Annotated in this window: 7 protein-coding genes; 2 read left to right on the top strand and 5 right to left on the bottom strand. The window is 67.6% G+C overall.

Annotation, left to right across the window (positions count from 1 at the left end):
- Positions 1-23: 23 nt before the first annotated feature.
- Positions 24-3740 (bottom strand): isoleucine--tRNA ligase, encoded by a 3717-nt coding sequence (locus H6717_25970; protein ID MCB9580504.1) that lies wholly within the window; start codon positions 3738-3740, stop codon positions 24-26.
- A gap of 200 nt (positions 3741-3940) precedes the next feature.
- Here H6717_25970 and H6717_25965 point away from each other — a divergent pair, with 200 nt between their 5' ends.
- Both H6717_25965 and H6717_25960 read left to right on the top strand, forming a co-directional pair.
- Positions 3941-5686, top strand: coding sequence for a Na+/H+ antiporter (locus H6717_25965; protein ID MCB9580503.1), 1746 nt, complete (start codon positions 3941-3943; stop codon positions 5684-5686).
- Between the two features lie 9 nt (positions 5687-5695).
- Positions 5696-6736, top strand: a complete 1041-nt coding sequence (locus H6717_25960; protein MCB9580502.1) for a hypothetical protein — start codon at positions 5696-5698, stop codon at positions 6734-6736.
- A 1-nt stretch (position 6737) separates the two neighbouring features.
- Here the strand turns inward: H6717_25960 and H6717_25955 are convergent, their stop codons facing one another.
- The 4 genes from H6717_25955 to H6717_25940 all read right to left on the bottom strand — a co-directional run bounded on the left by H6717_25955 (position 6738) and on the right by H6717_25940 (position 12969).
- Positions 6738-8231: a hypothetical protein gene (locus tag H6717_25955; GenBank protein ID MCB9580501.1), complete on the bottom strand. Its 1494-nt coding sequence runs from the start codon at positions 8229-8231 to the stop codon at positions 6738-6740.
- 96 nt (positions 8232-8327) lie between these two features.
- The gene (locus H6717_25950) at positions 8328-9701 is read right to left on the bottom strand and encodes an ATP-binding protein (protein MCB9580500.1); all 1374 of its coding nucleotides are present in this window, start codon (positions 9699-9701) and stop codon (positions 8328-8330) included.
- A gap of 65 nt (positions 9702-9766) precedes the next feature.
- Positions 9767-11176, bottom strand: a complete 1410-nt coding sequence (locus H6717_25945; protein ID MCB9580499.1) for a hypothetical protein — start codon at positions 11174-11176, stop codon at positions 9767-9769.
- Positions 11177-11268: 92 nt separating this feature from the next.
- Positions 11269-12969, bottom strand: a complete 1701-nt coding sequence (locus H6717_25940; protein MCB9580498.1) for a winged helix-turn-helix transcriptional regulator — start codon at positions 12967-12969, stop codon at positions 11269-11271.
- Positions 12970-13073 lie beyond the last annotated feature (104 nt).

The following is a 13073-nucleotide window of genomic DNA, read 5'->3' as shown; positions in this document are numbered from 1 at the left end:
GGCGCGGGCCGGTTTCGTGCCCGCTACGCTTTTTCTACCCCGAGCACGACGCTCTCTTCGCCCAGGGTGTACTCCGTACCCTTGGCGTCGTCGCCCACCGTCACGGCCGTAGCCAAGCACTCCCGGGCAATGTGCTCGCTGTTCGCCTCGGCGATGCGGCGCACCCGCTCGCTCCCGCCCACGGCGAGCTGGATGCGATCGGTGAACTCGAGCTGCTGCTCCTTCCGGGTCGCCTGCACGCGGCTGACGATCTCGCGCAGGATGCCTTCGTCCACCAGCACGTCGGTGAGCGTGGTGTGCAGCACGACGACACCGACACCGCCGGTCTGCGCCGCGAAGCCGTCCGCGGCCTCCACCGCCACGTCGATCTCTTCCGGCGAGAACTCGAGGGCCTCGCCCTCCACGCTGAGGGTGATCTTGCCGGTCTTGCTCAGCTCCGCGTGGAGCGCCTCGCCGTTTGCGCCTTCCAGCGCCTTCTTCACGGCCTGCACCTGCTTGCCGAGGCGCGGCCCCAGGGCGCGGAAGTTCGGCTTCAGCTTGAAGCTCACGGCGCCGTCCTCGTGGCCCGGAAACATGAAGTGCACCGCGTGCACGTTCAGCTCTTCGGCGATCAGCCCTTCGTGACGCGCCAGGCGGTCCCGCGTGGCGCCGTCGTTGAACACCACGTCGGCACGGGAAAGAGGCTGTCGCACCTTCAGCTTGTTGGCCGTCCGCACCGAGAGCCCCAGGCTCACCACCTCGCGCACCGCCGCCATCTCGCGGCTCAACGCCTCGTCGATCACCGCGGCGTCCGCCTCCGGGTAGCTCTCGAGGTGGACGCTCTCCTTGGCGCTCGCGAGCTTCGGACCCACCACCAGATTCTGGTACATCTCTTCGCTGAAGAAGGGGATGAACGGCGCGGCGAGCTTCGCGATGGTCGTCAGGGCTTCGTACAGCGTGGCGTAGGCGTCCAGCTTGTCTGCTGGGAGGCCCGGCGCCCAAAAGCGCGCGCGGCTCCGGCGCACGTACCAGTTGGAGAGCCCCTCCACGAGCTCCACCAAGCGCTGGGCGGCGTCGTACACCATGTACACGTCCAAGCTCTTCCGCACGCTCTGCACCGCGAGCGACAGCTCCGACAGCATCCAGCGATCGAGCTCGCTGCGCTCCTTCGCGCTGCGCGCCTCCGACAGCCGAGCCGGTGCCCAGCCGTCGATGTTCGCGTAGATGGTGAAGAACGAGTACACGTTGCGGAGCTTGACCTGGAAGTCCTTCTGCAGGAGCCGCACGTTGGACAAGCTGTGGCGCGTGTTCGACCAGGGCGGGCTCGCCGCGTAGAAGAACCAGCGGAACGCGTCGGCCCCTGGAGCCGGCGTCTTCTCGTCCTCGATCACCACGCGAGTGCCCGCGGCGGCCCGAGGCACCTCCACTGGCATGGTGGACAGGCCCGTCTTGATGGGAGAGAGCCCGAGCGCCGCGCGGTCTTCCTCCGCCAGCAGCACCACCCGGCGGGGTAGCTTCTTCTTCGCCCGCAGCGTGAGCTCACGCTTCTCTTCCGGCGCCTCGGCCCGATACAGCACCACCTGAGCGCCGTCGGCCAGATCCATGCCCTCGAGATCCTCGCGGGCGATCTGCGCTTCCCCGGGCTTGCCGGCGTCGCCGTGGGCTTCACTCAGCACGCCGAACTCCATGCGCACGCGATCCAGGATGATCTCCGGCGGCGTGTAGTTCCCGCGGCTCTTGCTCTCCTTCTTGCCCTCCTTGTCGCACACGTGACCGAGCACGATGCAGTTCTTGTAGGGGTGCGGATACGCCCGCTCCGCGGAGAGCCCGAGCTTCTTCTGAGTCTCCGGGTCGAACACCAGCGTGGAGATCATGAGCAGCGAGTAGAACCAGCCACGCGTCTGGTCGATGGCCTCGCTGATGAAGTCCGCTGGGAAGGACTTGTCGAAGCTCTCCTTCGAGCCCTCCGCGTGGGGAAAGCCCCACTGCGCAAAGGGCATGCAGCCGGAGTCGAACCAGCAGTCGATCACCTCCGGCACCCGCTTCATGGTGGCGCCGCAGCTGGGGCACGGGAACGTGACGTGATCGATCCACGGCTTGTGGACGATGAGATGCTCCGAAAGACTCGGGTCCTTCTGCTTCGCCTGGTGGAAGTAGGCGAAAGCTTCGGGATTGAGCTTTTCGATCTCCGCCACGCTGGCCGGCGCGTGCTTGTGCTCCTCGTCTTTCTCGCACACCCACACGTTCAGCGGCGTGCCCCAGAAGCGCTCGCGGGAGAGCGCCCAATCCACGTTGTTGCGCAGGAAATCGCCGAAACGGCCCTCTTTGATGTGCTCCGGCAGCCAGCCCACGGACTGGTTATTGGCCAGGGCGCCCTCGAGCCGTTCGGTGGTGCGGATGAACCACGCCGGGCGCGCCATTTGGATCAGCGGGTCCTCTTCCGCGCGCCAGCAGTACGGATACTCGTGGCGATAGAGCTCCTCGAACACGAGCAGGTGACGACCGCCGAGCTCCGCCAGGATCTCCTTGTCGCAGTCCTTCACCCAGCGGCCGGCGTACTTGCCCGCTTCCGCGCGGAAGGTGCCGTCCGGCTTCACCGCGCAGATGAGCTCCACGGAGTCCGGATCCGCGTAGCGCGTGAGCTGCTTCTTGTGGGCCTTGTTGTCGTCCTCGCCGAAGGCGGGCGCGATGTGCACGATGCCCGTGCCGGTATCCAACGTGACGAAGTCTTCCGCGACCACGCGCCAGTACATGGCGTCGTCCCCGCCCTTCTTCAGCGCGACGCGCGCGTCCCCCAGGCGGTCGTAGTAGGTGTCGAAGGGCGGCACGTAGCGCACGCCCACCAACTCCTCGCCGGTGAGCGTCTCGACCACCTCCAGGGCATGGCCGAGCTTGTGGGACAAATCCTCCCGCAGGGCGCTGGCGACGATCAGCTCCTTGGCGGAAAACTCGAGCTTCTTGGGGGCCTTCTTGCCCTTGGTCTCGAGCGCCTCCCCCACCCGCACCACCTGGTATTCGGTGCTCGGGCGCACCGCCGCGTAGCCGTTCGAGGGCAGCGTCCAGGGCGTGGTCGTCCACACCACCAGCGCCCGCTCCGACTGCCCCACCAGTGGGAACGCAACGTACACGCTGGGGTCGTCCACGGTCTTGTAGCCGAGACCCACCTCGGCGCTCGAGAGCGCCGTGCCGCCCTGGGCCCACCACCACACCACCTTGTGGCCTTGATACAGGAGCCCCTTGTCGAACAGATTCGAGAGCGCCCACCACACACTCTCCACGTAGCTCCGATGGTAGGTGACGTACGCGTCTTCCAGGCTCACCCAGAAGCCGATGCGCTCCGTCAGGCGCTCCCACTCCGTGGTGTAGCGGAACACGCTCTCGATACAGCGCGCCACGAAGGGCTCCACGCCGTACTCTTCGATGGCCGCCTTGCCGTGGATGCGCAGCTCCTTCTCGACCTCCACCTCCACCGGCAAGCCGTGGGTGTCCCAGCCGCCCTTGCGCAGCACCTTGGAGCCCGTCATCGAGTGGTAGCGCGGGAACAAGTCCTTCATCACCCGCGTCAGCACGTGACCGTTGTGGGGCACACCATTGGCGGTAGGCGGCCCTTCGTAGAACACGTAGTTCTTCGCCTCGGCTCCGTGCTGTTCGATGGACTTCTCGAAGATGCGGCGCTCTTTCCACAGCTCGAGGATGCCGCGCTCGTAACGGGGAAAGTCGAGCTCGGGGGCAACGGGCGAAAACACAGGTCGATCGGTCATGGCTCGGAGCCCGAGCGTATAGCTCGATTTGCCCCCTTCCGCGACTGTCCCCGCAGGATGTTGGTTCGCCGCGGAACCTCCCGGCCCGCCTTCTTTTCCTTGAAATCTCGGAGGTCGCCCGCAATGTTCCAAGCGCCGAGGGCGGGGATTCACGCTCCAGGTACGTCGTCACGTAAGCTGCGGCCGACCTTTCACTCGTCATGCATACTGAAGTCGTCTTTGTCGCTCTGTTCGGTGTCGCCGCGGCCGTCGCGCTCATGGCACGACGGCTGCGCATGCCCTACACGGTGGCCCTGGTCGCCGCCGGCTTGCTCCTCGGCCACTACAAGACCATCGGCGCGCCGCACCTCACCAAGTCGCTGCTGTACGCGATCTTCCTACCAGGGCTCTTGTTCGAAGCCGCGTACCACCTCGAGTTCGACGACTTCTGGCGCAACAAAGTCGCCATCCACGCGCTGGCGATCCCGGGGCTCCTCGCCGCCATTGGCCTCACCGCCGTGATCCTGACGCCGGTGGCGAACGCGCTGCATTTCGTCCAAGACTTCGAGCTGATGGACGCCGCCATCTTCGCGTCCCTCATCGCCGCCACCGATCCCATCGCCGTGGTGGGCTTGTTCAAGACCATGGGCGCTCCCCGGCGCCTCAGCGTGCTGGTGGAGGGCGAGAGCCTCTTGAACGACGGCACCGCCGTGGTGGTGTTCGCCATGGTCCTGTCCGTGGCCACCGGCACGAGCCTCACCGTCTCGAGCGCCCTGCTCGAGTTCGCCCGCGTAGCCGGCCTCGGGCTCTTCGTGGGAGCGCTCTCGGGCTACGGCATCTCGAAGATCATCCAGCGCGTGGACGACCCGATGATCGAGATCACGCTCACGTCCATCGCCGCCTACGGCTCGTTCCTGGTGGCGGAAGAGCTGCACGTCTCCGGCGTGATCGCGACGGTGGTGGCCGGCATGCTGTGCGGCAACTACGCCGCGCGCACCGGCATGAGCCCGACCACGCGCATCGCCGTGGAGAGCTTCTGGGAGTACGTCGCCTTCGCGCTGAACTCGATCGTGTTCCTGCTCGTCGGCCTCGAGGTCCACATCGACTCGCTGCTCGCGTCGTGGAAGGCCATCATCGTCGCCTGGCTGGCGGTGATGGTGGCCCGGGCCGTCGTCATGGGCATCGTTGGGGCGGCCCTCAGCCGCACCCGCGAGCGGGTGCCCCCGCGCTGGGCCGCCGTGCTCACCTGGGGCGGCCTGCGCGGCGCGCTGAGCATGGTGCTCGTGCTCAGCCTGCCGCAGGACTTCGAGCATCGCGAGCTGCTGGTGAACATGACCTTCGGCGTGGTTCTGATCAGCATCCTGGTCCAGGGCGTGACCATGTCGCCGCTCCTCACGCGTCTCGGGCTGGTCGAAAAGCGACACGATCGCCACGAGTACGAGACCCGCAAGGGCGCCTTGCTCGCCGCCAACGCCGCCCTCGCCGCCATCGAGCAGCTCAGTCGCGAGCACTTCGCTCCGGAGGACGTGCTGGATCCGCTGCGCAAGGAGTACGAGGATCGCGTCGCGCAGGCGGACGCGAACCTGCACGACCTGCGGCTGAACCACGGGCAGCTCCACGAAGAAGAGCTGGAAGCGGCGAAGCGACGACTCTTGCTGGTGGAGAAGGACGAGCTGCTCCGTAGCCGTCGCCAAGGGGTGCTCACGGAAGAAGCCTTCGAGCGCCTGATCGGCGACGTGGACGCGCGGCTCCACGGCTTGGAAATGTCGAGCGACGCGCCCGCGCCGCAAAGCCGAAACGAGCCGGCGCCCGCGCCGGCCTCGGACGACGCGACACGAGGTTCCGCGCCGGCCTCGGACGACGCGGCGCGAGGTTCCGCGCCGCCCTCGGACGACGCGACACGAGGTTCCGCGCCGGCCACGGACGACGCGGCGCGAGGTTCCGCGCCGGACCGACAATCGGAGTAGTCTCCCGGCGTGGCCACTCGAAGATCAGCGAAGAAGAGCCCGGAAGTCCCGCATTTCGCCGACCCGGGAACCACGCGGCAGCTCCGGCACCCGGATGGCCGCAACTACTCCCTCGAGGTCGACGGCTGCCGCGTCTACGAAAGCTGGACGCTGGCGAGCGGCAAGGGGCAAGCGAACCGCGCGACGCGCGACGACGCCCCCAGCGCCCATGCGCACGCCCTGCAAAAGCTCCGCGGCCTGGTGAAGAAGGGCTACGTGGAAGGCGCGCCCGTCGTGCGGCACCGCTACGACCGCGACGCCGACGTCGTCGACACCTTCCATACCGACCTCGACTACGCGGGGAAGCGCCGCTCCGACTTCCAGCCGGTCGCCGGTCGCCCTCAGGTGTACTCGTTCTCGAACATCTCCGTCGCCGAGTGGCTCGTGACGCGGGACGACCGCAAGCGTGGAGTCCGATTCCGCGCGGGGCTCTTCAACAGTGCGATGGACCCTGCGGTGCGGCAGGCCTACGCGGATCGGATCCTCAGCGAGCTCTCGACGCGGCGCAGCGAGATCTTCGACGACGAGGCGACGCCGCTCCGGAAGCTCCCGCTCGCGGATCCCATCGGGCGCTTCACGCACCTCGTCGTGCTCTCGCCCGAGGTCGCCAACGTCAGCATTTCACGGGACGTGAACATCGCGAATCCAATCCTGGGGCGCAGCGTGTTCGTCGCCTTCCCGGCCTTCGTCTCCGAGGCCGTTGGGGACGAGACCGTGGCCGTGGCCGAGGCGCGCACGGCGGGACGCGGCGCCATCCCGATGGCCGCTTGGGATCGCGATCCACATCCCGTCGTCGATCTCGCCTACCCCAAGAAGCCCAGCGAGACGCCGAACTTCTTGGTCTACGACCCGGACGACGTGGAGCGGCGCTTCGGAGCAAAGGCGTGGAGCAAGCTCGGCAGCTCCGCGCTGCATGCGAGAAACCACGCCAGGGAAGTGCGCGTCTTCACGGGAGACAGCCCGGCCCCCGACATCGCCGACGTTCGCGCGTTCTTCGGCTTCGATTGCTGAATCAGTACAGATCGCGCAGGTAGAACGTGCGCTCCGCAGCGATGCGCTCGGCCAAGGCCTTGGCCCAGGGCGCAACGCGATCGTCCTCGGCCTTGATCAGGTAGTTGTGGGCCTGGAAGGTCCACAGCGGCACGCCGGTCTTGGACCCGAGCAGCGTCTCTTCCAGCGCGTTCATCACGGCGCCGGTGACGCAGGCGTTCTTGGGCAGCTCGTAGAGCAGCGTCTGGCGCTCGGATGCCGACGCCAACGGGAACGCCTTGCAGGCGAAGGCCGGGTAGTCGACGTGCTTTTGGTGACCCTTGGCCCAGTGCAGCAGGCTGGCGCGGGCGTCGGGATATGGATTGCTGCGAAAGACCTCCGCCAACGCGGCAGTAGGAGCCTTGCCCAAGAGGCCGAGGCGGTCGATGAGCTGCACCAGGAGATAGCCGTCGCGCACGTCCTTGGCGGCGTGCGCGAGCTTGTCGCGGTCGCCGCCGGGAAGGGGCGTCGTCCTGGCCAAGAGATCGATGGCGTCCATCCCCCACACCGGTGCCCGGGTCCAGCGCGGGAGCTCCCGAATCACCGTACTGCGCACCCGCGGCACGGCGCACGCGAGCGCTTCGGGCGTGTCCTTCTTGGCGCGGCGGCCCAACTCGGTCGCCAGATCGATCATGGCGACCTGGATTTCGGGCTTCGCGGCGTCGAAGCCTCGGCAGAACACGGCGAGCTTGGTGTCGAAGTCGAGATAGCCGAGCGCCCGCACCGTCTCCCTGCCCCGGGCGACGTCCGTCTCGCTGGCCAGGGCGTGGGCCAACGTACGTGCCATGACCTCATCGGCGCCGACTCGAGCCGCCTCCACGTCTTCGTACAGATCGCTGTGGATCTTCTTGGCAACCACCCTGCGGCGCGCCTCGGTGATCACTCCGGCGAGCTCCGGCCGGAAGCCGGGCTTGTCTTCGATCTCGCGATAGAGCCGGGGCAATACCCGCGGACCGAGACGCATCAGCGAGTACGCCGCGCTCGGGCGTCCGCCTTCGAGCTTCCACAGGTAGTAGTCCGCCGCGAACAGGTGGTAGCCGACGCCGAAGAGCAGCGCGACGCCCACCAGCGGGCCCAGCACCCAGCGGTACCGCCACGCCCGCGTTTGCCGAAGCGGCGTCGGGCCCCCCACCCATCCCTCCGTCAGCGCGATGACGAACAGGACCGCGGGTAGCCACCAGAAATAGTCGAGCCACTCGCGGAAGGGCGCGTCGGAACGCACGTCGGCGTAGCTCATGGCCAGAGACGCGAGCCCGCGCGGGGCGAACCAGAAGAACGCGGCGAGCTTGGCGGCAGGCGCCGCGAGCAGCATTGCCCAGTAGCGCCGTCCGAGCCACAGCAGCACGGACGACGCGAAGGCGAGGATCACGGCCGCGCTGTGAAGGCGAGCAGCGACGCCGTCCATGCCCACGACGGCAGCCATGTACGCCAGGGCGCCCGTGACGAAGGTCACCAGCGCCGGTCCCCACGCCATCATCGCGCAGGGCTCAGGCGCAGGTGAGCGTCACGTCGCTTCATCTCTTCCCTCCGAGTCAGAGCGGAAACGGTAAGCGAAGGCTCGGAGTGGAGCAACCTACGTTCGGTACAGGTTCTCGAGATCGTGCCAGCCGTTGTCGGCGCGCTTTCCCTTGGGTAGCTCGCGCACGAAGAAGCGCCGGCCGATGGTAGCGTTGCGACGGTTCGGGTACTTCTCCACGCGCGCTTCGAGCTCCGCTTCGAGCGCCGTGTGCGAGCGCACGCTTCCCCATTTGCACTCGCCGAGATCCGTCCAGCCATCGTCCCTCAGGCCCACCACGTCGATCTGTACCTCTCGGCTCCAGTACTCACCGATCTCGAACGCCGCGTTCACGCCCTCCCGCGCGTAGAGCCGAGGCAACGCTTCGCGGCAGAGCCGTTCGAAACAGGTACCAAAGTAGGCGTCGAGGTCCGGCTTGATGCGATCGCGAAAGGCCCGCGCCGGACCCATCTGCTGGATGTAGCTGCCGTTCGGAAACACGAAGCGAAACCAGAAGCGGAGCAGCGGATCTTCCAGCACGAAGCGCACGCTGCGGGCAGTGGGCTTCGCTCCCGTGAGCGGGTAGCGGCGCGCCACGTAGCCGAGCTCCGCCAGCTGCCCCAGGTAGTAGTGCAAGCTGCGCTCTTCGATGCCGCTCTGGCGCGCGATGTCCCGCGCGCTGTTGGTGCCCGCAGCGATGGCGCGCAGTACGGCGTGGTAATTATGAACGTCCCGCAGTTCTTCCCGCAGCAAGAACTCCGGCTCGCGATACAGCGGCGCGTACTCGTCGAGCAGCTGCCGCTCGATGTTCTTCTCCAGGGACGCGTTGGCGTCGAAAAGCCGCAGGTAGAAGGGCACTCCCCCACACACGAAGCGCGCCCGCGCTTGGTCCACGCGAGACCAGCGCGGGTGGAAGTGCGCGGCCTCCACGTAGTCGAAAGGTCGAAGCAGGATCTGCGCGGTGCGCCGGCCGAACAGCGGGCTCTTCTTGCCCAGCACCTCGCGCTCCATGAAGCCGATGAGCGACCCGCACAAGATCAACATCACCTTGCCCGAGCCCTTCCAGCGCCGGTCCCACAGCTCTTGCAACACCGACGGCAGCTCCGGGCTGCTCTCGACGATCCACTGCAGCTCGTCCAGCACCACCACGAGCTTGTCCGGCCCGCGGTGCTGGTCCTCGATGGCCACGAGCAGCTCCTTCCAGGAGCCCGTGACGTGCTCGAGGAGGGGCTGGCCGAGGGTGCGGGCCGCTTCCCGCGCCAGCTCCGCGAGCTGCAGCGCGGCCGGCGCCTTCTTGCCCAGATAGTAGATGCCCGGCTTGCCCTTGAGATGCTCCAGGACCAGCTCGCTCTTGCCCACCCGGCGGCGCCCATAGACGGGGATCAGCGCTCCGCCCGGCGCTGACCAAGCGTCGTTCAGCACGGCCAGCTCACGGTGTCTGCCGACAAACACGCAGCGAAGCTAGCCCGCCAACAGCTTTTGTCAAGTCTCAACTTGCCGAGTCTACACTTGTCAAGTCACGGCTCGTCAATGCAGGCCAGCCGGGCTAGCCACGTCACGTCGCTGCCAGCGGTAGCGCGGCCTCCCCAGGACAGCAGCGCTCCGAGGGCGGGATCCAACGCGGCGAAGCTGGGCGGCAAACCGTAGGCGAAGGCGGTGGCGGGCAGCAGCAAGGGCTCCTGCAGCGGCTCCCCCGCCCCGCTGAAGTGATGCACGACCATGCGCGCGCTTCCGGGCGCGCTCTCCGGCAATCCCGGATCTCCGGGTTCGCCCCACCACACCACCACACCATACGCCCCGACGTCGATGGACACCGCATGGGACGGATGCGCGTCGGTGGCCAACACGATGGGCTCGCCGAGCTGCGCTCCGGTCGCATCGAGCCGCACCATGCGAACCGTACGCGGCGCGTCGCTCGGATCCGCTGCGGCTTCCGACCACGCCATCCACGTGGCCGTGCCGTTGGACGCGATCACCGACCGCCGCGGCAGCTCCCCCGCGACGAGAGGCAACACCTCCGCGGTCTGGGTCAGCTGCCCCTGGGCACCGAGCCGCTGGACCTGCACGCGAAACGGTGCACACGGGTCCTCTAGGGGATCACACTCCGCAATGGACGTCGCCACCAGGTAGCTCTGCCCCGTCCACGCCAGATCGCAGGAGCTGCCGGGATATGCCGTGGAGAACGACGCCGCCAGCGGCCCCGCCTTGAGCTTCCCGTCTTTGGCCAGGATCGCGACCCGCGGCTCCGCGGCGCTGCCCGGCAGGATGCCGCGGTAGCAGACGGCATAATCGGACGCACCCGGGACCAGATCGTAAGCAACCGTGCCGTCGCCGTCGACGTTCACCTCGGGTCCGGGCGACCAGCTCGAAGGGTCGAAGCTCCGGAAGTGAAACCCGGGCGTCACGTTCGGATTGGCTTCGTCCGAATGCAGGAACGCGAGGGCTACCCCGGGCGCGTTCCCCACGGCCGGCGCCATGCGGCCCCAGGCGTGTGCGTCGAAGCCGTACAGCACGGGAGGCTTGGACAGGGTCGCAGCCGACGGCGACAGGGACAGCTCGGCAATGCGGAGCTCCGGGTGCCAGAAGTTGGCGTCCTCGCTGATGGCACCGTAGGCGACCTTCGCGTTCTTCGAGCTCGACCCGGCGTCGAGCACCACCATCATCGGGGTGTCCGCGTCGCCCTCCGGGAACGAGAGCAGCTCCGACGCCTCCCCCATCGGCGATAGCACGCACTGCTGCTCCAGCGTGCCGCCGGTCCCCCCGCTGGGACTGCCGGCACTGCCGCCCGCGCCGCCACTGCCGCCCGCACCGCCGCTACTCGTTCCGCCGCCGCTGCCCACCGACGCCACGCCATCCGGCGACAGCAATCCGCTCTTCGAGCCGCAGCCCAGGAGCAGCACGGAAATCGCCATCCATCCACGCTTCATGGCGCGCCCCCGTGCAACTCGCGGACCAGCGGCAATCCCCCGCGAATGCACGTGTGCCAGCCACCGCCGTGGCACACACCCGGGTATTCGTTTCAGGGTCTTGCCAAGCTGTAACGGGTGGACCGTCCGCCGCCTTCGCGGGCGACATCGCCAAGCTCCGTGAGCCGCCGCAGCAAGCGCAAGGCGGCGGAGGCGCTGATGCCCAAGGCGCTCGCGACATCGCTCGAGCTGCAACTGCCCTGCGCGCGCAAGAGCTCCACTACCCGATCGCTGTCGCTGGGAGGTGGGGGAACCGTGGCGGGTGTCGGGCCCTGCAGCCCGGCAAGATCCACGACCTCGACATCTGGTGCCAAAGAGTAGCCATCGTCATGGGTCAGCACCCATTCCCCAGGACCCAGCGCGACGCGCAATCGCGATACGGCGGTATGAAGCACCGGCACATGGCGCTGCGGCACGAAGCGACTGATGCCCCAAATGGACTCCAGCAGCCGCTCTCGCGACTGGTAGCCGTTCTGCAGCGCAAAGAGCACACGCACGGACGGTCGACTCGGGAGCTCCGCCACGTTGATGCCGTCGCTCGTCTCACTGACCAACCGCGTGGCGGCGACCACGACGCGCTGTTTCGGCGGGCGGCCCAGCGCCCACGGCAGCAGACCCAATAGCCCCGCGTCGACGATGCACTCGATGCGAAGAGCGGGATCCCCCTGCTCCCTGCACTGCAACAGCGTGCGGCTCAATCCGTCTTCCACGCTCAGCGCATTCGAGGTCGCAGCGTCCGTGACGAACGTCGCGGCTATCTTCGCGCGTTGGATGCCCGTATGAAGTGCCAATCGGATGATGTCGTCGCGATGCTGGCGCGCGGAATCCGGGAAGAAGACGGCTTCGATGAACGCCAGCTCCGCCAGCAGCATCAGCTCCTCGCTAGCCTCCGCCCGAGCCGCGTCCAAGTCACCACCACCGCGTGCAAGCGCGGTATGCAGCGCCATGGCGAGAGCCCAGCGGATCTTCCCTCGGCGGTCGTTCCCCGGCAGGGCGATGCGCCGGGCAGCGTCCAGAGTCTCCCGAGCCGCCGCGAAGTGACCGCGCAACGTCTGCATGTTTCCCAGCTCGATCAATCCGTTGCGGCGGCCGAAGTAGCTGACGCCTTCCGCGTCCAACGTTCGGGACGCAAGGGCGATGGCTTCATCCACGGGCCGAACCAGAAAGCGAAGCTCGTACACGGTCCGCATGACCTTCAGGGTCGCCGCGTTGGCCTCGTAGCCCAGCGCACGGGCCAATGCCTCGGCCTGCTCCATCAGCCGCAGTCCGGCGAACACCTCGCCCGTCTGAACCGAGATATGTCCACACAGATCGAGGGCGAGGAAGCGAGCGTAGGGAAACGCGCACTCGATCGCTGCGTTCAACGCCCGGCGGGCGAACCGGCGCGCCAGATGAAACCTCCCCTGGAAGTAGCGGATGAGCGCGAAACCCTGGCACGCCCAGAACGTGCGCCGCGAGCTGGGCGCTCGGACCTCGCGGTGTACCTCGCGAGCGAGCCGCAGAGCGCGCGGGACCCGGCCTGCGTGACAAAGACCGGCAACCACGAAGAATCGCGCCTGGGCCAAGGCTTCCGGCTCGGCCTCGCCGGCAAGGCGGGCGAAGGCGCTCTCGGCCTCGTCCAAGCGGCCGCTCAGGGCCAAAGCACCCACCATCGCGGGCATGTCGGCGGCGGCCTGCGACGCGGCGGTGAGCTCCAGAACGGCGTCGTAGTCGCCCGAAAAGAGCAAGGACTCCAAGGTGTTAGCGGCAGCCACCCGCCTCCTCTTCTGTCATTCGCGTCGATTCCCGTCAACCCGGACAGCGGGGGTCAGCCCCCAGACGGATTCTTGGTCGCATCTTCTGCATCACAGGTTGTCAG

Source organism: Polyangiaceae bacterium, assembly GCA_020633235.1.
Taxonomy (GTDB): domain Bacteria; phylum Myxococcota_A; class Polyangia; order Polyangiales; family Polyangiaceae; genus JACKEA01.
This window is presented reverse-complemented; position numbering and strand designations above follow the sequence as displayed.

Bases quoted from the DNA above. Each gene is read 5' to 3' on its own strand.
- H6717_25945 (MCB9580499.1), bottom strand. From the start codon at position 11,176: ATGAAGCGTGGATGGATGGCGATTTCCGTGCTGCTCCTGGGCTGCGGC.
- H6717_25965 (MCB9580503.1), top strand. From the start codon at position 3,941: ATGCATACTGAAGTCGTCTTTGTCGCTCTGTTCGGTGTCGCCGCGGCC.
- H6717_25970 (MCB9580504.1), bottom strand. From the start codon at position 3,740: ATGACCGATCGACCTGTGTTTTCGCCCGTTGCCCCCGAGCTCGACTTT.
- H6717_25955 (MCB9580501.1), bottom strand. From the start codon at position 8,231: ATGATGGCGTGGGGACCGGCGCTGGTGACCTTCGTCACGGGCGCCCTG.